This is a genomic window from Simiduia litorea (assembly GCF_042853465.1).
Classification (GTDB): Bacteria; Pseudomonadota; Gammaproteobacteria; order Pseudomonadales; family Cellvibrionaceae; genus Simiduia; species Simiduia litorea.
On the sequence record NZ_AP031497.1, the window covers coordinates 3,994,411 to 4,015,390 of the forward strand.

A 20,980-nucleotide genomic window follows, 5' to 3' on the forward strand; every position below is an offset into this window, starting at 1 on the left:
TATCTACAAAACATTTGCTTTGACGTGACACTACATATTTTCGCGATGCCCGTAACTTAGCACACGTGTTATCTGCCAGTTACCCTGAATGTTTCGCCATACCATGACAAAGTCGGCTTTCCCCTCACAAGTTTTCGTTTTGGTTTGACAAAAAATATGCTCACCCGTTGTGATTGCGCCAAAGTCTTTTATCGGGCTATCGCTTAGGCTTCCAGCAACGAGTTCCCTTGTATAATTACCACAAGCAAATTGCTTAGTGTTGGCAATCATCGTATCGCGATCCCACGTAACACCACCGGCATCGTGATAAAACTCAACATCCACGGCAAAATAAGCCGCATGTTTATTTAACTCTTGCGCATTGTCGCAAGCATTGAAGGACTCGAAAACCGCGGCATCCAATAAGGCCATCGTTTCAAATAAGGGTCGATCGGCGGCTAACACAGGCACGCAAAAAAATGCCAAAGCCCCTAAACATAATTTTTTCATGCCTGTTATTATTCCGTTAAACGAGCGGCGTCACCTTGAAAACCCCAACGTCCACCGAGCTTACTTTTACAGTCTGACCGGCACTGAGCTCTTTTAGACCGCACGCGGGGTCCAGAACAATGCGCCAACTCACACCCGAATACTGCAATTGCCCAGGCACTGTGAGACTAACATCCGTTGTCAGCACAAATTCGTGACCCACTAGATCACTGCTGTTATCCTTCTCTGGCACTGCATTCGCCTGTAGCTTCTTTAAAGGTTGCCACAACAATGCGGCCAGGACACCAGCGCTAACGCCGGTTGCAGAAATGCCGGCAATCCACGTCTCGGGCAAAATACCCACCAGCATTAATAGGCCACTGGCGAGCGCGCCAAGACCAGCAAACAGGAACACACCGGCGGCAAAACCGATCAACACTTCCAGTGCCAGAAGTGCCACGCCTGCAACTAACCAGAATTCAGCTTGATGACTCGCTATATAGTCCATCATGAATGCGGCTCCTACCTAAGACGTCTTGTTGCTATTGAGCGTGCCGATTATTGTCATGGCCTCGGCCACTACCGACGCTGCGCTAGTATTACCGTCGGGCAATAACACCACCGTAGAATCTCTAGCTATTGCTTTTTTCGCGTCGATTGCCTTGCCCGCCAGATCCAACTGGATGGCTTTCTGACCCTCGGCTGTGGCGGCCACTTTACCCACGGTATCTAACGCATTTGCCTGCGCTTCAGCAACCGCAACAATTGCCTGCGCCTCACCTTCAGCGCGCAGAATTTGCTCGGCTTTATCCGCTTCTGCGGCGAGCACCTGCGCCTGCTTAGCACCTTCGGCAACGTTAATGGCAGATTGACGATGACCTTCAGATTCAAGAATTGTCGCGCGTTTTTCGCGCTCGGCTTTCATCTGTCGCTCCATAGCATCCAAAATCGTACGCGGTGGCTGGATGTCTTTAATTTCGTAACGCAGAACCTGCACACCCCAGGGTTCCGATGCCACGTTGATGGAGTTAACAATATTAATGTTTAAACTTTCGCGCTCTTCAAAGGTTTTATCTAAATCGATTTTACCGATTTCACTACGCATGGTGGTTTGCGCTAATTGCGTTACGGCATAGACATAATTATCAACACCATAAGACGCTTTATAGGGGTCCAATACTTTCAGATACAAGACACCATCGACAATGAGCGAGATATTATCTTTGGTAATGGCCGCTTGGCTCGGCACATCATAAGCATGTTCTTTTAGTGATTGGTTGTATGCAACTTTATCAATAAAGGGGATAAGGCCATTAAGACCCGCCACCATAGTCTTGTGGTAGCGACCAAAGCGCTCAACCACATAGGCGCGATTTTGCGGTACGAATTTTATGCATGATTTCAGAACAATAAAGACAAGTACGGCGAGCGCTGTCCAAAAGTTAAAAATCACATCCATGAGCGTAATAGACATAGTTAAATCCTTGTTAGTAAACGGATAGAGCGGCAACCTTCATCTAGCTCTGCGGGTCGCCTGAACGCAATCATGCTAACACTTCTACCCTCTGCTAAATAGCAAAAGCGCAGAACAATACCCATCGCATAACGCTACTCATCTTGAGCCAGGAATTGTTTCAGCGCGGCAACGGTTAGTAGCGGATTTTCCTCCTGCGGCACATGCCCCAGCGCTTCGAAGCGAACCAACGTGCTACCGGCAATCTCGCGCTGGAATCGATCACCCAACGCCGGCGGTATGAGACGATCTTGCCCACCCCAAACAATCAGTGTCGGCAAGGTTAGCGACGACAATCTTTCTGTCGGCAGCTCCGGCCCCGCCTGACGAAAGCGCTCCGCCAATGCCTTTCGGTTACCGGTACGGGTTGTGAGCTCAAAATAGCGATCAACTAACGCTGGCGTGACCAACGAGGGATCGCCATAAACATTCTTTACACTGCTCTCGATAATGGAGCGCGGCAACACTCGCTCCATTAGCCCGCTCAAAAGCGGTAGGCGAGCAATTTTAAAGCCAATGGGAACGGATTGAGCCTCGAACGGGTAGCCAGCGGCATCAACCAACACCAAGCGCTCAACACGGCTGGGATAGAGCACCGCCGTCACCCATGCTACCTGGCCGCCCAAGGAATTGCCGGCCAACACACAGCGCTCAATACCCAAGCTATCCAATAACGCGATGAGCACGCGGGCATAATTTTCAATACGGTAATCGCTATCAGGTGCAGGCCCGGTAAGCCCGAAGCCTGGCATATCAAACCGAATAACCCGCCGGTCACTTTTTAATGCTTCTACCCAACCATCCCAGGTGTGCAGCGATGCACTGGTTCCATGCAGCAACACGATAGGTACACCATCATCGCGCGGCCCCTCATCCCGCAGGTGCACTTGCATACCGGCGACACCAACAAACTGCGAGGGCGGCAAGGCCCACCGGGCCTTTAAAGCCTCCACAGGCCGATCTGGCTCCCAGCTCAGTAGAATAAGCAGGCCTGCAGCACCCACGAGCAAGAGTAATAACCCGCCGATTAGTTTGATTAACGTTTTCACGAAAGATCCCTAGGTTCCATTCTTCTTATTGCGCCCATCACACCATCAATCATTCACTGGATATCAACACTATGGGCTTGATATTTCAAGCGAGACGCAGCTACAAGCCATAAATACAGCGCACAGTCGCGTTAATGAATGACTCTGCTATGATAGGCAACCATAAATCAAGATAGTCACTGCACACTAAACCCTGCGCATAGATAGACCGAAGTAAGCCAAGGCTTTGGCAATCGGATAGGCGCAAATACGACTGGACCAAACGAATGCTGATCTACCTCCTCGTCGCCTGCGACGGCCTCGATGAAAATAAAGAAAAGAAGCTCAAAAAGTGCCTGCCAGAGTTACTAGCTGCGCTGCAGAACTATGTTGAAGCAAACAAAGAAAATAATGTCGCACTAATCAATCAATGTGACAGCGATGACTGTGAGGAATGGCAGCTGGGCATTAGCCAACCCGTTACCAAGAGCACGCACCTTAAATTTCCCGTAGATCTTTTTAATAGCCTGGCCAAGCAATTCAACATCGATTGTGAAATTGGTACTATCGAAAACGGCGAACGCGACCCGGTAAGCTACTTTGGGAAATCCGAAGGACGTGGCGATGTGTATTTACTGGCGGAGTATTTAGCGCTGTAGAGTCGATCGAAGAAACATTGCCAACATAAGCCCAGTCCGTTATTTTCTGTCGCATCACGCTGATGAAAAAAATAAAAAAAACAGCACTGAACTCGCATTTTACCTAAAGCAACCGCGCGCTTTTTTCTCCACGGCTTACCTTTACTTGTTAACCCTTTAATGCACTTTGAGCTCTGATTCGCGAATGATTTCAATTGCATCATTGCGTGCCTCCTCAGATTCAGTACATATAGCGACGAAATTCGCTTTTATTGACCATCCATCTTCCGTGAGTCTCTTTAATTCTTTCGCTCTTGATTCCTGAATTTGACTCGCATCAGAAGTCAATATTTGAAAGCGGATGCCTCCATCACATTTTTCTTTCCACCACTCCACAAAACCATCTAATACCGCTTCCGGTGTTTTTGATAGAACTGCAATAGTTGTTAGAAAGCTCACTTCATCAATTGATATTGGAGAGTCATCGTCGCGCCCTTCAAATCCTTTATCTAAAAGAATGATGCTTTCATCATCATTGAACTCTTCCGGAATTGAGCTTGCTTCAAAGATATAAATAATCGGAGTCATTCATTATCTAAGTTGGTTAACGCCCGCAACAATCGCGAGCGAGCGAGTCGAGGGCGATAGCCCAGCTTGGTTGTTTGTTAAGAGCTCTGCTGGTGAATACCGTGTGGCAAATAATCATTTAACGTTTTACTCCACGGAACAACCAATGAGCCATTTAACGCCATATTATCTATTGAAAGTTCCGCAACGGGTTGGCCGAGGTAGTATGATTTCTTTATGGAAGTAATCTCAGCCCAAGCTAACTTTCGATACGCCCCAAGCCGGCCAAAAGCGAGGCCATGTGTATTAACGCTTATAGTACAAGCAACAGATGTATTTTTAAATGGAACCAACCCAGTTAGATCTGTTGAGTATGCATCCTCTAACTTATCTGAGATTATTGGCACACCAAATCTATTGATGTGTTTTCTAAATTCTATAACCCGCACCTGCATCACAATAAAAAGCACTAAAAGTGGCACCAACACTCCCACTATTGTTGCCAAAACAATTTCTGTCACCAGCTGATAGGTAATAAGTCCGCTCAATAATCCTAAAGCTGGATATCGAAAGGATACTAGTCCAAAACGAAATTTAGGTATGTTCGTGCTCATCACTCATACGCCGTGCTAAGACGCGCGCGCCTTTCGCGCGTCGGCACTTGAGCACCTTGGATGGTTGTTTTTGCTGATTTATCGCCATTTTTAATTCCTTTTTAAAACGGGTAAATTAAGACCCACCTTCGGTGGCCACCGAAGGCCTTGTTTATCACAGTTCGAGATTGCCCGTTTACTCTTCGTCTTCGTCCGAGAATACTCCTGGAAATGCTTCCTGTACTTCATTAGGAACAAATGACAGCCATTCTTTAATCATGGATTCCTCATCAAACTCCTCACCAGACTCGTAGTCAATCAAGCCGAAGAAAGATTTCCCATCTTTGTTCAATGCATAGTATTCAGTAGCACCATGTTCATGGGAGATAGAGCCATACAGCTCAATCCCTTTCCCTATTTTTATTAATGGCTGCATTGCATGCATCCACTCATCTCCAAATATAGTAATATGAATAAATTCACCGTTCCTTTCTAATCCTTCATGCGGAAATTCATTACCTTCGCTAAAAGACAAAAGAGGATGTAAATTTTTTAAAGAGTCTATCCCCGCGTCTTTAAACAACCTCGTTATGAGATCCCAACTCACACTATCATCTGACGCTTCTAAGGCTGCCATTACTTCATCTGACGACTTTATTAAGATACTTCCCCACGCTTCCGACATTTTATTTATTCCTCAATATTTCGATTAAATTAATTGCATAACGTCTTTGTACTGCCGCGAACGATAGTGAGTCGACAGCCCACCGCGACAGCGGGCAAAATGCAGCTACAGCTTGTTAAGTACTGTAGGGCACTAACCTAAATTTCCGTAGCGCTACATAAACGAATATCTGGTCATATATAAGCCCTAATGGAACTATAGATATACCCACAATTAATTTTAAGGCGAGAAAGTCTTTTTCAGGCCAAAACTTCACAATTGAAAATACCAATAACAATCCAAGAAGGACAGCTAAGAAATTATATGCGCCACTAAAAACGCCAACACCTTCAAACGTGAGAAAGCTTTTACATCGGCCGCATTTCCATTTACTAGGTCTATTGCTGTATAGAAAGCTCACCTCAGTGTTCTCGCTGCAAATGGGACACTTAGTAGTTTGAATCAATCTCATTATTTACCTAACGCCGCGGTTAGCTGCGGCTATGTAGTTGATTGTGTTGTGACAGCGTAGCGATCGCCACATAAACAAGCGACGGAATAGCCGTCAGCGTGACCGCCTTGTTACATGCTGACCGCATTACAGATTATCTCGCCACATGCTACAGGGTTTGATTGCGCTATAAAATGACCACCTCTAACTTTTACTACGTTTAAGTGAGCGGCTCTTGACGCAAGCACGTTAAATGCTTTTACCCCTACCAATAAGTCAGATGTAGGCCGTATGTATGTTACTGGACATTTTATATCGTGTTTTGGGATATTTAAAGTTGCGATATTACGTAAGCGCGACCTTAGCTTCACCTTGTCAGCTTTTTTAATCGACTCAAATACTGGCGCTACGAGGCTAGAGCCACCTGAAAAATTAAAACCAAATAGATACAAGATAAACCTACTCAGTATATTTGAGCTAAGCAAGGAAACCGGAAGTAATTTTGCCAGCCGAGAAACAAGAGACGGACTTGAAATAAAACTAGCCAAAAATACTATACCTTTGACTCGATCACCTAGAATTTGGTGTAGCTCATATGCCACTCGGCCCGAATACGACTCACCAACAAGAAATATATCCATACCCTTCAAATGTTCAGATATTTCCTCCGCTTGGCCGGAATAAGATGTATCTTGAATCGAATCGTAGGAAAGGATTTTCACATCCCATTCTTTAGGAAGCTGAGCAACTAGATCGTTAAAAAGTAACCCCGTTCCATCTAGCCCGGGAAGTAATATGATTTTCATTTAAACATGTAACGCCGGTGGCAAGGGCGAGGCGCGATTAGCGCCGAGTCCAGCAACGATAGCTGCGACTTGGCCGCCATTGTTAAATTAATTAAACACATAGCTTTCATGAGGTTTTACTGACATTAATAGTGTAATAATGCCGGAATATATCAATATTTTTGCAACGAAAACCAACGACGTCATGTAGGGCATTAAAGAGAACGTTAAGCCTCCGCCTTTTACCAATGAAGTAAAAATAGGTAATACCTGTGGAATTAAAATTACCACCGCACCAATAACGAGCAAATTGAGGCCTGGCATTGACACTGGTAGTCGTCTGTATAAATTGGATTTCTTAATAAATATCGACGCCAGCACAAAAGGAATAATGAGTCCTAAAGCCAAACCTATAGCATAGCTCAGCGATGGTGGATATTGCTTGATAGCCGCCCCCAAAGGCCCCAAAAGAAAAAGCTTATTAATATAACTTGTTGGCACTACTAACGTAAGAAACATCGTAATTCCAAATTTTAGTCTTAACACTTAACTCTCCTTGTAATTTAACGCCGCCAGAAACCGCGAGCGAAACGCAGTGTAGCGAGCCGAGGCAGCGCGTTTTTTGCGCTGCCGGTGTTTGCTGGCCTTGTTAAGTTTACGGTGCACATTATTTGGCAAGCCTTACTTCGCTATAGCGCATACGCCTAAGATCTCCTTGAGCTTCTAATCTATTTTGCTCGACCAAATTTATAAGGCGAGTTGAATAAAAAACATCAGGAACGCCAGGGTACTCTTTTTGAATATCCATCATTGTTGCACCAATTACACGAGCACTCTTCCTGTATTGTACAGCAGAGTTCTTAAGTAATTGCCTGTCAATTTTTAGCAGATCAGAATCGGATAAATTGCCAGCTAGTTGAACCTGTTCATCTGTCATTGGTGGGTCAAATGGTGGAGGGGATGACACTTGGCTCTCCTTTTCACTGCATGCGATTGTGACGATGCTTAGTAATATCAACAGTGTTTTCTTCATAGTGAACTTAACAGCCTTATTCAGTGTCTCGGAGGCGTAATATATTGCGCCTCCGAGGCATATATCCAGAGCGGAGCTATGGTACCAGCGCCAACTCTCCCTTTAATTTCAAGAAGTTATCACAATTTTCACAATCGGGCGCAAAATAATACGCCTCGGAGGCAACTATCCACCTGACGAAAGTACCCACCTTGCGACGATGTCAAAAACGCCACGCAAATAACCGAGCTCAAGGCCCTCGTAGTCATTTACCGAGCGGTTTTGACTAACGAGCCCAGGAACCTCTCCTACGTCGACAAAGCTAAAGGTCCAGTAGAGCTGCCCACAGCTCTGGCGCATAACGAAGTGGGTAGGCTATTCAATAACATGCATGGGTCAACACGACTTTGCGTGGGGTTTACGCGCGACTCGGGCCGCCAACGTTAGAACCACAGAAATCTGTACTTACGTTTTCAAGCGGTGCAGGCAAGATTTTGAATCAGGACGAGCAAGCGGTGATCGGCTCGGTTGATAGACAATGTATTAGTGCATACTTCTAGCTAGCGCAGCGGGCTTATCGCCCGCTTTCCAATCGCCAAAGCAGGTGAACACTTGCGTAAACAAAAAAAATAGATTTTTTGGCCCAGCCTCTGCTACCAGAAATCTACACATTGCCTAGCCTACTGACCTATTTCTAGTTGGCGGAATAATACATAAAAAATACAGGCATCATTCGATGCCCGTACTACGCCCCTGTTAACCCACCTCAGCCGTATTACCGTTTTGCAATTGTTTGATGACTTGCGCAACAATCAACAAGCCCACCGGTAACAAGAACACAAACACGGCATTGCCTAATAACGACAACCATGGGTGGCCGATTGCAGCCATGATTAAATAGGCGGTATAAGCGACATAACCGGCAAGGAAGAGCACACCTTCGGCGCGATCGATCACGGCGTCGGTGAAGAAGATGGGCAAGCACATCAACGCCACGAGACACATCACCGGCAAATCCAAATGCATCAGTGTTATTGGCGCGAGCAGTCCTTCAGGGGCGACCATGCTCGAGATGCCCAACACACCCAACAGGTTAAAAATATTGCTGCCAATAACGTTGCCCACGGCGATATCGCGCTGGCCTTTTATGGCTGCGGCAATAGACGTCACAACTTCGGGCAGGGAGGTGCCCACCGCAACAATCGTTAGGCCAATGATCACTTCACTTAAACCTAACCAGCGCGCCAGAGTCACTGCACCCTCTAACAGCCAAGTGGAACCCAATACCAACATGACTAAACCGCCAACGATGGCGACAAGATCGAGCCATAAGGCGCGATTAGGCGCAGGCGAAATAATCTCAACCGAGGTTTCAGGTTGTGGCTCTGTCTTGCCTTTGATGAACAGGTAACTCGTGTAACCGAGCAAACCTAAAAACAAGGCTAGGCCCTCAAAAAAGACAAACTTCCCGTCTTGCGCCATCCACCAGACTGCGCCACTGGCAATAATCATTACCGGCACATCTAAGCGAATAAGCTGCACAGAAACGGTTAAAGGCAGGATGATTGCCGCAACACCAAGAATGAATAGGACGTTAAAAATATTACTGCCAATCACGTTGCCCAATCCGATCCCTGCTTGACCATCCAAGGCCGCTTTGACGCTCACCGCCAGCTCCGGCGAACTGGTGCCAAAAGCCACCACCGTTAAGCCGATCACTAACGGCGACACGCCGATGCGAGACGCCAAATTAGCCGCGCCTTTTATCAGTATATCGGCGCCGAAAACCAGCAGGAGCAAACCAACAACAAACAGCAACAAGGTGATCATAGGATCAGTTCTCTGGAAAACTGGGCGTAATATGAGGCTAGAAAAGAGAATAAAACAGTAGCCAATAAAAATATATTTTTAGCCCTTTCTGGGCAAGGCTATTGCGGCTCTTGCAGACATAAAAAAACCGGCCTAAGCCGGTTCTTTTAATGCCGTATTGGCAACTAGCGGCAGCGGTATACGCCAAAGGTCATTGCGCCGTCTTGACTCAATTCAGATTCGCGCACCAAGGTGTCGCCACCCATGTTGTAGGCCTGATCTTTTGCCAGTGCTGCCAGCTCGGTGATGACTTTTTCATCTTTGCGCACAAAGATTCCAACCTTGCTAACGCCCTTGGCCGTGGCCGCACCCAAGCGATCACAAGACTGTACGTCTGAGGCGGTTGCCAACTTAATACCTGCCGCTTCGGGCTTGGGCTCAACCCAAGTACATGCAACAGCAACGAGAGACAATAATATAAGCATCGCGATTTTCATAATTCACTCCAATTCGGGGCGTGGTTTGCGTGCGCCCACTTTACCCATAAACGCCACGATCGCAAGGGCAAGATTTGTATTTTGCATAAAAGGCCAGCGCGAAGATGGCCTTTGCGAGGACAACCACAACCCTAGTCGAATTCAATCCAAGTGGTTTTCAGCTCGGTGTAATCGTCGAAGGCGTGCATGGATTTATCCCGACCATTGCCCGATTGCTTGAAGCCACCGAAGGGCACCGTCATATCGCCACCAAAGTAGTTGTTAATACCCATGGTGCCCACGCGCACGGCTTTCGCGACGCGATGAGCAACATTGATATCTTTACTCCACACAGCGCCGGCCAAGCCAAAGATAGAGTCGTTGGCAATGGCAATAGCTTCTGCTTCGGTTTCGAACGGAATCACGGTCATCACGGGGCCAAAAATCTCTTCTTGGGCAATACGCATTTGGTTATTGGCGCCGGTAAAAATGGTCGGCTCGTGATAGAAGCCACCCTCGGTCACGGCCACGCGCTTGCCACCATAGGCTAGATGCGCGCCCTCGTCGCAACCGATGCGCACATACTCTGCCACGGTGTTGTATTGAGCCTCGTCCACCATGGGCCCCATGCTGGTAGCTGGGTCGAGTGGGTTGCCGGGCCGCCAAGATTTAGCGTGCTCGATAACCTTGGCAACGAAGGCGTCGTGTATTGAGGCCTGCACTAATAAACGCGTGCCGGCTGTACAGGTTTGACCGCCGTTATAAAATACAGCCGTGGCAGCCATAGCGGCAGCCTTATCTAAATTGGCATCGGCAAACACGATGTTAGGGCTTTTGCCGCCCAACTCTAAATAGGTGCGCTTTAAATTCGATTGGCCGGAATATTCCATCAGCATTTTGCCCACCGGGGTGGAACCGGTAAACGTTAGGCCTTCAACATCCATATGCTTGGCGAGATGACTGCCGAGACTACCGCCCGGCCCTGGCAACACCTGCAGCACGCCATCGGGCAAACCCGCTTGCTTAGCCAAGCCGGCCAGCTTGATGGCGGTTAGCGGTGTGTTCGATGCCGGCTTCAAGATCACCGAGTTACCCGTGGCAATGGCGGGTGCGATTTTCCAAGCCGTGGTCGAAAAGGGGAAGTTCCACGGCACGATGGCCGCTACCACGCCCAAGGGCAGGCGCGTTACCAACGCTAGGGTGTCGTGCGGTGTGGGCGCTACCTGATCGTAAACTTTGTCGATGGCTTCACCACTCCAACGCAGGGTGCGGGCAGCGGCGGGCACATCCACATTAAGGGTATCTGAAATAGGTTTGCCCACATCCAAGCACTCGAGCAAGGCCAGCTCTTCGGCGTGCGCCTCAATCAGCTCTGCCCAGCGCACCAGTACTTTTTTGCGCTCAGACGGGGCTTGATTAGCCCAAGTACCGGCCTCAAAAACGGCCTTCGCCGAGGCAATTGCCTTGTCTGCATCCTCCGGGCCGCAACTTGCAACGGCGGCCAACACCTCGCCAGAGGCTGGGTTGAGCGTAGGTCGCGTATTACCCGACAGGGCATTAACATAAGCACCATCAATGAAGGCGCGACCCTCAATCGTCAAACTAGCCGCGCGGTCGGCCCAATCTTTTGCGCTGAAATCTTGCATGTTGTTTGCTCCTACAGTGAATGGCCCTATTGTAGCGCCTTCCTAGGAAAGCCAAATGACCCAATTTGGTCTATTCACGAAAAGCATAACAACGAAGCTAAAAATTCACTTTGAGAATATCAACAGAGGTTTCTCGCGTAACTATTTGCCCAGCCTATTCGCCACAGGGCATTAAACTTATCTATTACTGTTATTGCTCACGCAAATACTGTAATTAAACTAACTTGGCTGATCATTAAACGCTCCAAATTCAAAATAAAAGAGGAGTTAGGCGCCACATTCGCCTGCAACAAATGAAGCTTTTGTAAAATTTTGTAGCAGAATTACAAGATTATTACCTTTATTTATCACATCTATAGCTAGAACCGAGACAACACTCACGACTATGATAGCGCTCCGCTATTTCCACGGCTGAACAATCAGCCGTATCCAAAGGCTGAATATACAGCTGGAGTCAATCTGACAAAAAAAGGGCGGGTGCTCATAGAGGATAACAACATGCTAATCGGCATACCCAAAGAAATAGAGGCGGGTGAAACCCGTGTCCCCGTGTTACCAGACGGCGTTAAGAAGCTGGTGGCACAAAACGCTACAGTGACGATTGAAACGGGCTTAGGTGATTCGCTGCAGATTCCAGACAGCGCCTATACCGATGTCGGCGCTACCGTTGCCGAGAGCCGCACGGCACTGCTCGGTCAGGCCGATGTGATTTTGCGCTTGCGTAAACCGGCGATTGAAGAAGTGGCACAGTTAAAACAAGGCTGTATTCACATTTCGTTTTTGGACCCCTTTAACGAACATGCCTTGGTAGACGCCTTCGCCGCGCACGGCGTAACGGCCATCAGTATGGAAATGATTCCGCGCATCACCCGCAGCCAAAAGATGGACGCTCTGTCATCGCAGGCCAATCTGGCCGGCTACGCCATGGTGTTGCTCGCCGCTGAGCGCTTAGATCGCATTCTGCCGATGATGATGACTCCAGCCGGCACCATCACGCCCGGTCGCGTGTTTGTCATTGGCGCCGGTGTCGCGGGCCTGCAGGCGATTGCCACGGCCAAGCGGTTAGGCGCCCGAGTAGATGCCTTCGACACCCGCCCCGTGGTGAAAGAACAAGTTGAATCGCTGGGCGCGAAATTCTTAGAAATCGACCTCGGTGAAACCGGCCAAACCGCCGGCGGTTATGCCAACCAATTAACCGAAGCGCAAATTGAAAAGCAGCGCCAAGGTCAAACCGATGTCATGGCCAACAGCGACATCGTCATTACTACCGCACAAGTATTCGGCCGCAAGGCACCGCGCATTATCACAAAAGACATGTTAGCGGCGATGAAGCCCGGTTCCATTGTGGTGGATATGGCGGTCGACAGCGGCGGCAACGTAGAAGGCTCCGAACCGGATAAAGAAGTGAACATCAACGGCGTGACGATTATCGGCTACCGCAACCTGCCCGGTCGCGTAGCGCAAAACGCCAGCCAGATGTATTCCAACAACTTAATTAATTTGGTGTTCGATTACTGGCAAAAAGACACCGGCGTTTTTGCGCTAAACCTCGACGAAGAAATTCAGAAAGGCTGCGTCATTACCCATGGCGGTGAGCTAGTGAATAACGTGATTAAAAACGCCCGCAAACCTGCGGCCGCTTAACACCGAAATATTTTGAGGAAGACATCATGTCACCCGAACAAATTGTTTACCTGACCTTCATATTAATGTTGGCCATCTTTTTAGGTTTCGAACTCATTGCCAAAGTACCGGCAACCTTACACACGCCTTTGATGAGCGGCTCCAACGCTATCTCCGGTATTACCCTGGTGGGCGCATTAGTTAGCGCCGGTGCCGAGCACTCCGCCATGGCCACTTGGTTAGGCGCTGCCGCCGTAACGCTGGCCACCATCAACGTGGTGGGCGGTTACTTAGTCACCGATCGCATGCTCGCCATGTTTAAGAAGAAAGCCACTGGAGGTAAAGCATGAACGCTGCCATCGTCATCAACTTTGCCTACATAATTTCGGCGCTGGCCTTTATTATCGGTTTAAAAATGCTGGGCTCGCCAGCTTCGGCGCGCAAGGGTAATTTAATTTCTGCCGTGGCTATGCTGTTGGCCATTGCAGTAACGTTATTCGATAAGCAAATTATCAGCTTTGAGTGGATCGTCGGCAGCATGCTGCTCGGCACGGTGATCGGTGTGCTCGCCGCGCGCTTAGTCGCCATGACCTCCATGCCAGAAATGGTGGCCTTATTTAACGGCTTTGGTGGTGCGGCTAGCTTGCTCGTGGGTTGGGCCGCGCTGTATGACGGCGTGACAACGCCCTTTATCGCCAGCACCATTGTGTTGTCTATTTTAATTGGCGGGGTAACACTGTCTGGCTCTATGATCGCCTGGGCAAAGCTGTCAGAAAAAATGCCCGGCCGCGCCATTACCTTCACCGGCCAAGCCGTTGTTAACGGTTTGATTGTTATAACTTTAGTGCTCAACGCCGTTTGGTTTGTTCAGGTGCCCGAGGCGGAATCGATCCACCTTTATGCGGTTATCGCCATCGCGTTAGTATTCGGCATCATGTTGGTCATCCCCATTGGCGGCGCCGACATGCCTGTGGTTATTTCATTACTGAATTCCTACTCGGGCCTAGCCGCCTGTGCCGCAGGTTTCGTCTTGAATAACAACCTGCTGATTGTGTCCGGCGCGCTAGTAGGCGCTAGCGGTATCATCTTGACCAACATCATGTGTCGCGCGATGAATCGCTCGCTCGCTAACGTGTTATTCAGCGGCTTTAAAGCCGTTAAAAAATCGACCACGGTGGTGGAGGGCGAAATTAAGCCGATCAATTGCGATGACGCTTACTTGATTCTCGAAGCCGCCGCGAATGTAGTATTTGTTCCCGGTTACGGTATGGCAGTTTCCCAAGCTCAGCATGTCGTGCGTGAACTTGCCGACCACTTGGAAAACAATGGCTGCCAAGTGCGTTACGCCATTCACCCAGTTGCGGGCCGTATGCCAGGCCATATGAACGTGCTGCTTGCCGAGGCCAGCGTACCCTATGACCAACTGTTTGAAATGGATGCGATCAACCCGCAGATGAGCAGTGTGGATGTGGCCATTGTTATCGGTGCCAACGACACCGTTAACCCCGCCGCCACCGAAGATGAAGGCAGCCCAATTTACGGCATGCCGGTAATCAAAGTGGCCGATGCGCGCACGGTTTTCGTACTCAAGCGCAGCATGAATGCCGGTTACTCGGGCGTGGAAAACCCTCTCTTCTATAAAGACAATGTGCGCATGCTATTTGGCGATGCCAAAGCCTCTCTGCAAACCATTGCGGGTGAGTTTTCAGCCTAAGCATTGATACGCCTATTGACGCTACAATGTTTGAAATAATAAAAAAGGGTGGCTAGGGCCACCCTTTTTTATGTTCGCTTAACTATTTATCGGCCGCGTACGGATCGTCGGCGAAGAGATAGGCGCGCAGCACTGACTTATCCTCCTGCTGCACCAGCCACTCGCGAAACTCCTTCAGTTTCTGGTAGCGCTCGGCACCAAATTTCTTTTCATATAAATCGTTAAAGGTTTGCTTGGCATGATCGGCACGAATTTGCTTCTGCCACTGACGGGTCAGCACTTTGTTAAGCGAGCCGGCAAGCTTGTGTTCCTTCAGCAGCTCCCACTCGCCTTTATCCAACCAGATGCCAGCCACCGCCGGGCTATAATCTAGCTTGTGTTGAATATCCGCCGCTAATTTAATTTTTTGCATAATAGCGCCAGACACAGGGCATATCATCGCAGAGGTAGTTTCCGATAACTCAACCGGCTGATTTTCGCCAAAGTCATGATCCCGATTATTCGCCAGCCAAGCCACATAATCTTCCACGAACACCCAATTGCCTTGGCACGTGTCGCAGGTGTGAGCGCGAAAAAGGCCATCGATAAAGCTTGGTTTTAACTCGCCTTGCTTGCAACTTGTACACTTCATAATATGCTTGCCTTCAATCTGATTTATTGTTTATCTTTCTTCTAATCCACTTATCAATCTTTATCCGCCGATTTATCCGGATCTTTATTTTTCACAGAACGCTTATTCCCCGCAGCCAGTACTCTCAGCTGCTGAGACACATCCTGCATCTTGTCGTGGGTTTTCAAATCAATTTCTAGCTTTTTATCCATGCTACGCACCAAGGGGAAAATACTATTTTCAATGGTATCGGCCAGGGCCGTTAACATTCGATCAATGCCCGGAACCGGCTGATTAATCACCTCCACTTTTGGCGCCAACTTCTCCAACGATTTTGCAATACCTAAAATTGCCAGCACCAAGGGTTCGCGTGCCGACGTTTCGCTCTGCGGCTTGGCTTGCGCCGTTAGCACGGCTTCGCGCAAGGACTGAACGCTGGCCACCATATCGACCAACTGCGCTACAATTTTGCCGCCGGCATCGGCGTCGTCACCACCCATGGCTTTATTACGCATGAAATCTTTCTTGATCGCTTGCCAGCGCTCCGCTTGTTGCTCGGTCATGTTGCCACGCAACTCGGCCAATTTTAGCAAGTTGGCCTCAGCGCCGGTGGTGAGCAGCTGCGCTTCACCTAGGTAGTGATCCGCAATCATCTGCATCAGTTCGGCATCGTTCATAACGGCAGAGATTTTCTCCGTCATTTTGTTCATATTGCGGTAACTGCCCTGCAGTTTAAACGCCGGCTCGGTGCGGTATTTATCATCTTGTGCAGCAGAAATAATGTATTGCTGGTTAATTTTTAGTACCACATCGCGTACCACCATCATTTTTTTCAAAACGCCGGTGATCTCACCAATTTCAGAGCTGCTATAGGCGTGACTTAAGTCTGTTGTGGCGATACTCTCGCCTTGCGCCATTTTTACCAGCTTATAAACATCCGCCATATCTCGGGTCGCCAATGGCGCTAAAATAGGGTTGGAGGTGAGTGAGTTTTCGATGTAACTCAGCGCAAACTGTTCGTCCATACCGCCGAGAATATCACCCAAATTATAAATATCGGCTCGGTTTGCCAACATATCGGGAATCTTAAATGCCTCGCCGGACTCGGTGTAGGGGTTGCCGGCCATCACCACACAAAACTTTTTGCCGCGCATATCGTAGGTTTTGGTCTGTTTGCGCCATACACCCTCAATGCGCCGCGTGCCGTCGCAAAGGGAAATAAATTTCTGTAAAAATTCAGGGTCTGTGTGCTGAATATCATCGAGATACAACATCACGTTATTGCCCATCTCTAAACCCAAGTTTAGCTTGACCAACTCTTGCCGCGCCGTAGCATTGGGCGCTTGCTCGGGGTCGAGCGACAGCACATTATGACCAAGCGACGGGCAATTGATTTTCATAAAAATCAAACCCAGTCGGTTCGCCACATACTCCATCAAGGTGGTTTTACCGTAGCCGGGTGGCGAAATCATCATCAGCAAACCCATTAAATCGGTTCGCTTATTTTCCCCAACGGTACCCATCTGCTTAGCGAGATTGTCGCCAATTAAGGGTAAATAGGATTCATTAATCAGCCTGTTTCGAACAAAGGAACTCAACGGCCGGGCTTTAAACTCATTCAGCTTTAAGCCCTTGCGCTCGCGCTCCACGATAGACTGCCGGACCTTATGGTATTGATGATAACCCGCCACCACCACGCGCCTGTGGTGCGCCATACGCAGCAAAAAGCTGTCCACCTCTAAGCTCAATCGACCCTGATGAAGTAGCGGGTGATCGCCTAACATGCCCTCAACGGACAGCTGTAAGTCGGCCTCGGTATCGCGCCTGCGCAGGTTTTTTGCCGCCAACAATGCGGCAGCTTCTGGAATAAAGTGGCGTGCTTGTTCACTCTTTTGATGCTCAGTCAGCGCATCCAACCAGACACTGATAACACGGAGCTTCTCACCCGGCCGTTGATCTAAATTTTCCAACACCGACTGAAACCGAGCCCAAACCACATCATCCATTGCGCTCTGCAAGCTGACCTGTAATGCGCGGGCATATTTGCTGGTAATAAAGGCAAACTGATCTCGCGCCAACTCGGCCACAAGATATTTGGCCGCACGCTCGGTATTGTGGGCACTGGTATCAACACATTGTGCTTCAGCCCAGTGCGACATGGCGGCGTGAACCTCCTGCTCTAACAACGCTATCGCTTTACCGCTGGCAAACAGGGTATTCAATAACGCCGCTGACTGCGCGCGCTGTTGCCACTGCTTTACCTTTGATTCGCTTAGGCTGGCATTGTCTGAGACATCGACAAAACTTGCCCAGAATACTTGCGCGAGTGCACGGCATTGAGGGTCAAAACGCAATAGGTCTGCGGCGTCCAATGCGGGTAACAGAGCCTGCAATATCTTGGTTGCATCGCTGTCGTGTATGCCTTTTTCATAGCCCTCTTTATAGCGTGGCGCGGCAAAGGTTTTTACCATATTCGCCAGCTTTGTTTCATCTAACAAAGCTTCCTGCAGCAAGCTTTGGCTAAGGCCATCTTCACCCGCTTGTGCAGCCTCGAGTAAACTATAAGCGAGATATTCACCTCGGTAGACCCGCTCCGTTTCAGACTCCAAATTGAGCTGCCAATAATCACTCAGTGCATTTAACTCGGCGTCGTCAATCGGCTCGTAGTAATCAGTGCCTAAAAGGTGGATATTGAGCTTATTATTCCTCGGGATAATGGTCAGATCCAACTCTTGGGTATTGACCGAAAATCGGTGCCGAGGGCCCAATTTGATCACGCTACCACCAGCTTCAAAAATATCACTTTTGTCGCGCAAAGAGCGCAGCGCTTGCTCTTTTACCGCTTTAAAGCGGGCGTCCACATCGTCGGCTTTAACAGCACTGTTGAGGCCACGTAAGCGCTCAGAAAATTCCCGGACTTTTAGCACCAACGCATCGGAGGCAAAGTAAGTGTTCAACTCGTCTTTATCGGTGAACTTGAGCGTGCGCTTTTCGATACTCGATAGCACACGGCTAGCCGCATCCACAACCGACTGGGCCTTCTGCTGCTGCTCATCGAGTAACTTTTGCTTATGACCCTCAAAGGCCTCATAAACTTCTTCGCGCTTGCCGATAATCTCCGACAGAAACTGATCATATTCACTAAACTGGCTTTCAAACTCTTCTAGCTGCACCAGCAAGCGCGATAACTGCTCATCGCACTTTTCTGGCGTGTCAGCCAAACTCAAGGCGTTATTGATACTCTGACTAAATAATTTGAACTGAGCGCCAAACTGCGCCGTCGCCTCGGTCGAACCTAAGCTTTTGTATTTATTGCGCGCGATGGCCCGGCTCTGGTTGAGCAAGCCGTACACTTCAGAAATTGCATCGACGATGCGCGTCGTGACAGTGGCGTCGTCGCCCTGCAAGGTGCTCATCAGCTCGGTGAGCAAATCGAGCTCGGCCGCTGCTTGATCAATATGTTCGATGCATGGTGTGAGCTCCGCCCTAACCTCTGCCTTCTGCACCGATGCTTGAATCTGCTCAATTTTTTCGTGATAAGGCGAGAGCGCTTTTTCGTCGGCGAGAAAACCTAATGTGCGCTCACTTAAATTAGCCTCAGCCGCTTCAAGCTCCTGAGTTAGCGCTTCGATAACTTTGAGATCGATATAGCGGTAGCCAGAGATACTGACTAAATGGCCTCGCTGCCGGCGCAACTTAGTCAGCATAGAAACAAATTGATCGGCGCTCTGCCATTCATCGGGCCGCACCGCGCGCAATATCTCCACCTGGATTTTCTTCGCGTCTGCCAGTGCTTTACTCGACTGCAGCTGAATGGACTGAACCTTTTCAAATTCGTCAATAACCAGTTCAGCAGTAGCGGAAACATCTTTCAAGACTTGGGCCAGCTCGCCCATCGCTTCATCCGCGACCCAATAGTGTTCGTCGAATATTTTTTTCGCCGCTAGGTTTAGCTCTTCATAAATTTTAGCGGATACCTCGGGATTTTCGATCAAACGAGTAAGACTTAATAAATTTGAAACGCCACGCACCAGTTCAGAATTGCCAATTTTTCCGAATGCCGTCTTGCTGGGTGGCAATTTACTGGCGAATTCAGCGCTAAAGAAGGGCGTAGTCCAAATTTGCATGGGGTGCACGCGCGTTGGTTCATCGCCGGCGCTAAAAATCACCAAGGTGCCATCGTCAGCCAAGGCGTAACCGTGGCAGGTAATCGGGTTTTTAAGGCTTTTCTCAATCATGTTATAAGAGAGTAAAACCAGAACACCATCAACCGGCTCATAGAATACATAAAGCACATCTTCGCCATTGGGCGAGCGCACTACACGCTTGATTTTTAGGCCATTGGTGCGTTCTTCAAAGGTTTTGTGCTCGCCGGTTTGCAAGTAGTAGCCACCGGGGAAAATAATGCCGTGATCTTCCGGCAACTGCACGCAAGACATACCGATGGCGTCAATACGCAGTACTTTCTGGGTTAACGTATTAAATACAAAGTAGCGCCACAACTCTTCCCGATAGGGTTTTACCTTAAGTAAGATCAAGGCGCCTACACGTGCGTAAGCAATATCAGCATCATCTAAGGATTGGGTTTTGTCGTCGACTGGTTCGCGAAAGATACCTAAGCCGTCTTCCGTGTTGTTTTCCACCTTAATAGTTAAATCGCCGCCCACGGTTTCCACAAATACAGTGTCTTCAATATTTACATGCGGGTGCTTGCCGTGCACGCTGTGCTCGCGCGTCGTCTCTATCCAGGTAAAATCAAAGGCAGGCGGCAGGGAGATATCGCGCTCACCGCGATTATCGATATATTTTACGGTTTTCCCGTCAGCCGAAATTGACCAGCGAAATACCCGCAAATCATCTAAGCGCTCGCCAATCTGGAAGCCCGCGAGTAGCTTGCCGTCCTTGACGCTTAACTCGATCAGCTTGGTGTGCTTGTAGTAGCGATAGAGCTCGCTAAAGTCGTTAACGAAACCTCTATCAGCTAAAAAAGTACCTTCAGCTGCCACCTGCTCTAGATCGGTATCCGAATCATTGGAACCAAGCTTGAACAGCGAGAAAACATCCTCTACCGCGGTTTCTTTCTTTAACCCAATAAAGACGTTGTAACCGAATAAGAGATATTCACCAACTTGAACAATGTCTCTTGGCACACAGTTATTGACCGTTCGAATGCGAGTGCGCGCACTAACGGCCATATCTGAGCTACCGAACTCCTGCAAGCGGCGCTGGTTAACGGAGCCTGCAATCTGCTTCAGCGATTGCCCTTGTGCGACCAAACGCTTGCGAATAATCTCGTAAGCACCGCCTTGTGCAACCGCATCGTCAACGACGCCGTCTTGGGCTGGCTTCGCAGCTTCGCTCATGGTGTATTCCTTATCCACTA

19 protein-coding genes are annotated in these 20,980 nt (G+C 48.8%); 4 read left to right on the forward strand and 15 right to left on the reverse strand.

Annotated features, from left to right (window positions below; all coding sequences use genetic code 11):
- Positions 1-30: 30 nt before the first annotated feature.
- The 4 genes from ACGHTT_RS17670 to ACGHTT_RS17685 form a co-directional block, all read right to left on the reverse strand.
- Complete coding sequence (locus ACGHTT_RS17670; protein ID WP_390592308.1) at positions 31-489, reverse strand: nuclear transport factor 2 family protein; 459 nt, start codon at positions 487-489, stop codon at positions 31-33.
- Positions 490-505: 16 nt separating this feature from the next.
- The gene (locus tag ACGHTT_RS17675; protein WP_390592309.1) at positions 506-979 is read right to left on the reverse strand and encodes an NfeD family protein; all 474 of its coding nucleotides are present in this window, start codon (positions 977-979) and stop codon (positions 506-508) included.
- A gap of 15 nt (positions 980-994) precedes the next feature.
- Positions 995-1,942 carry an SPFH domain-containing protein gene (locus ACGHTT_RS17680; protein ID WP_390592310.1) on the reverse strand — a complete coding sequence of 316 codons (948 nt, stop codon included), beginning with the start codon at positions 1,940-1,942 and terminating at the stop codon, positions 995-997.
- Positions 1,943-2,076: 134 nt separating this feature from the next.
- On the reverse strand, positions 2,077-3,030 hold the full coding sequence (locus ACGHTT_RS17685; RefSeq protein ID WP_390592311.1) for an alpha/beta fold hydrolase: 954 nt from the start codon (positions 3,028-3,030) through the stop codon (positions 2,077-2,079).
- Between the two features lie 266 nt (positions 3,031-3,296).
- Between ACGHTT_RS17685 and ACGHTT_RS17690 the strand changes: the two genes are divergently transcribed.
- Positions 3,297-3,668, forward strand: coding sequence for a hypothetical protein (locus ACGHTT_RS17690; RefSeq protein WP_390592312.1), 372 nt, complete (start codon positions 3,297-3,299; stop codon positions 3,666-3,668).
- A gap of 156 nt (positions 3,669-3,824) precedes the next feature.
- Here the strand turns inward: ACGHTT_RS17690 and ACGHTT_RS17695 are convergent, their stop codons facing one another.
- The 9 genes from ACGHTT_RS17695 to ACGHTT_RS17735 form a co-directional block, all read right to left on the reverse strand.
- Entirely contained in the window at positions 3,825-4,235 is a 411-nt protein-coding gene (locus ACGHTT_RS17695; protein WP_390592313.1) for a hypothetical protein, read from the reverse strand.
- Positions 4,236-4,312: 77 nt separating this feature from the next.
- Entirely contained in the window at positions 4,313-4,831 is a 519-nt protein-coding gene (locus ACGHTT_RS17700) for a hypothetical protein (protein ID WP_390592314.1), read from the reverse strand.
- A 172-nt stretch (positions 4,832-5,003) separates the two neighbouring features.
- Entirely contained in the window at positions 5,004-5,492 is a 489-nt protein-coding gene (locus tag ACGHTT_RS17705; protein ID WP_390592315.1) for a hypothetical protein, read from the reverse strand.
- A 561-nt stretch (positions 5,493-6,053) separates the two neighbouring features.
- Positions 6,054-6,728 (reverse strand): alpha/beta fold hydrolase, encoded by a 675-nt coding sequence (locus ACGHTT_RS17710; protein WP_390592317.1) that lies wholly within the window; start codon positions 6,726-6,728, stop codon positions 6,054-6,056.
- Between the two features lie 87 nt (positions 6,729-6,815).
- Positions 6,816-7,253, reverse strand: coding sequence for a hypothetical protein (locus tag ACGHTT_RS17715; RefSeq protein ID WP_390592318.1), 438 nt, complete (start codon positions 7,251-7,253; stop codon positions 6,816-6,818).
- Positions 7,254-7,374: 121 nt separating this feature from the next.
- Complete coding sequence (locus ACGHTT_RS17720; protein ID WP_390592319.1) at positions 7,375-7,740, reverse strand: DUF3658 domain-containing protein; 366 nt, start codon at positions 7,738-7,740, stop codon at positions 7,375-7,377.
- Positions 7,741-8,475: 735 nt separating this feature from the next.
- Positions 8,476-9,549: a calcium/sodium antiporter gene (locus tag ACGHTT_RS17725; protein ID WP_390592320.1), complete on the reverse strand. Its 1,074-nt coding sequence runs from the start codon at positions 9,547-9,549 to the stop codon at positions 8,476-8,478.
- A 164-nt stretch (positions 9,550-9,713) separates the two neighbouring features.
- The gene (locus tag ACGHTT_RS17730; protein WP_390592321.1) at positions 9,714-10,025 is read right to left on the reverse strand and encodes a DUF4156 domain-containing protein; all 312 of its coding nucleotides are present in this window, start codon (positions 10,023-10,025) and stop codon (positions 9,714-9,716) included.
- Between the two features lie 131 nt (positions 10,026-10,156).
- Positions 10,157-11,650: an aldehyde dehydrogenase gene (locus ACGHTT_RS17735; RefSeq protein ID WP_390592322.1), complete on the reverse strand. Its 1,494-nt coding sequence runs from the start codon at positions 11,648-11,650 to the stop codon at positions 10,157-10,159.
- 498 nt (positions 11,651-12,148) lie between these two features.
- Here ACGHTT_RS17735 and ACGHTT_RS17740 point away from each other — a divergent pair, with 498 nt between their 5' ends.
- Genes ACGHTT_RS17740 through ACGHTT_RS17750 form a run of 3 tightly spaced genes read left to right on the forward strand, consistent with a single transcriptional unit; the run spans position 12,149 to position 14,987 of the window.
- Positions 12,149-13,294: a Re/Si-specific NAD(P)(+) transhydrogenase subunit alpha gene (locus ACGHTT_RS17740; protein ID WP_390592323.1), complete on the forward strand. Its 1,146-nt coding sequence runs from the start codon at positions 12,149-12,151 to the stop codon at positions 13,292-13,294.
- Positions 13,295-13,320: 26 nt separating this feature from the next.
- Entirely contained in the window at positions 13,321-13,623 is a 303-nt protein-coding gene (locus tag ACGHTT_RS17745) for an NAD(P) transhydrogenase subunit alpha (RefSeq protein ID WP_390592324.1), read from the forward strand.
- Entirely contained in the window at positions 13,620-14,987 is a 1,368-nt protein-coding gene (locus tag ACGHTT_RS17750; protein WP_390592325.1) for an NAD(P)(+) transhydrogenase (Re/Si-specific) subunit beta, read from the forward strand. The genes ACGHTT_RS17745 and ACGHTT_RS17750 overlap by 4 nt, the downstream gene beginning before the upstream one ends.
- Positions 14,988-15,069: 82 nt before the next feature.
- On the opposite strand, the gene ACGHTT_RS17755 is transcribed toward ACGHTT_RS17750, so the two are convergent.
- Positions 15,070-15,618, reverse strand: coding sequence for a zf-TFIIB domain-containing protein (locus ACGHTT_RS17755; RefSeq protein ID WP_390592326.1), 549 nt, complete (start codon positions 15,616-15,618; stop codon positions 15,070-15,072).
- 53 nt (positions 15,619-15,671) lie between these two features.
- Positions 15,672-20,960 carry a DNA repair ATPase gene (locus ACGHTT_RS17760; protein WP_390592327.1) on the reverse strand — a complete coding sequence of 1,763 codons (5,289 nt, stop codon included), beginning with the start codon at positions 20,958-20,960 and terminating at the stop codon, positions 15,672-15,674.
- Positions 20,961-20,980: the final 20 nt, after the last annotated feature.

Excerpts from the sequence above, each read along its gene's own strand:
- ACGHTT_RS17680 (WP_390592310.1), bottom strand. The coding sequence starts at position 1,942 with ATGTCTATTACGCTCATGGATGTGATTTTTAACTTTTGGACAGCGCTC.
- ACGHTT_RS17695 (WP_390592313.1), bottom strand. The coding sequence starts at position 4,235 with ATGACTCCGATTATTTATATCTTTGAAGCAAGCTCAATTCCGGAAGAG.
- ACGHTT_RS17730 (WP_390592321.1), bottom strand. The coding sequence starts at position 10,025 with ATGAAAATCGCGATGCTTATATTATTGTCTCTCGTTGCTGTTGCATGT.
- ACGHTT_RS17735 (WP_390592322.1), bottom strand. The coding sequence starts at position 11,650 with ATGCAAGATTTCAGCGCAAAAGATTGGGCCGACCGCGCGGCTAGTTTG.
- ACGHTT_RS17675 (WP_390592309.1), bottom strand. The coding sequence starts at position 979 with ATGATGGACTATATAGCGAGTCATCAAGCTGAATTCTGGTTAGTTGCA.
- ACGHTT_RS17725 (WP_390592320.1), bottom strand. The coding sequence starts at position 9,549 with ATGATCACCTTGTTGCTGTTTGTTGTTGGTTTGCTCCTGCTGGTTTTC.
- ACGHTT_RS17750 (WP_390592325.1), top strand. The coding sequence starts at position 13,620 with ATGAACGCTGCCATCGTCATCAACTTTGCCTACATAATTTCGGCGCTG.
- ACGHTT_RS17690 (WP_390592312.1), top strand. The coding sequence starts at position 3,297 with ATGCTGATCTACCTCCTCGTCGCCTGCGACGGCCTCGATGAAAATAAA.
- ACGHTT_RS17670 (WP_390592308.1), bottom strand. The coding sequence starts at position 489 with ATGAAAAAATTATGTTTAGGGGCTTTGGCATTTTTTTGCGTGCCTGTG.
- ACGHTT_RS17705 (WP_390592315.1), bottom strand. The coding sequence starts at position 5,492 with ATGTCGGAAGCGTGGGGAAGTATCTTAATAAAGTCGTCAGATGAAGTA.
- ACGHTT_RS17720 (WP_390592319.1), bottom strand. The coding sequence starts at position 7,740 with ATGAAGAAAACACTGTTGATATTACTAAGCATCGTCACAATCGCATGC.
- ACGHTT_RS17760 (WP_390592327.1), bottom strand. The coding sequence starts at position 20,960 with ATGAGCGAAGCTGCGAAGCCAGCCCAAGACGGCGTCGTTGACGATGCG.
- ACGHTT_RS17745 (WP_390592324.1), top strand. The coding sequence starts at position 13,321 with ATGTCACCCGAACAAATTGTTTACCTGACCTTCATATTAATGTTGGCC.
- ACGHTT_RS17710 (WP_390592317.1), bottom strand. The coding sequence starts at position 6,728 with ATGAAAATCATATTACTTCCCGGGCTAGATGGAACGGGGTTACTTTTT.
- ACGHTT_RS17740 (WP_390592323.1), top strand. The coding sequence starts at position 12,149 with ATGCTAATCGGCATACCCAAAGAAATAGAGGCGGGTGAAACCCGTGTC.
- ACGHTT_RS17755 (WP_390592326.1), bottom strand. The coding sequence starts at position 15,618 with ATGAAGTGTACAAGTTGCAAGCAAGGCGAGTTAAAACCAAGCTTTATC.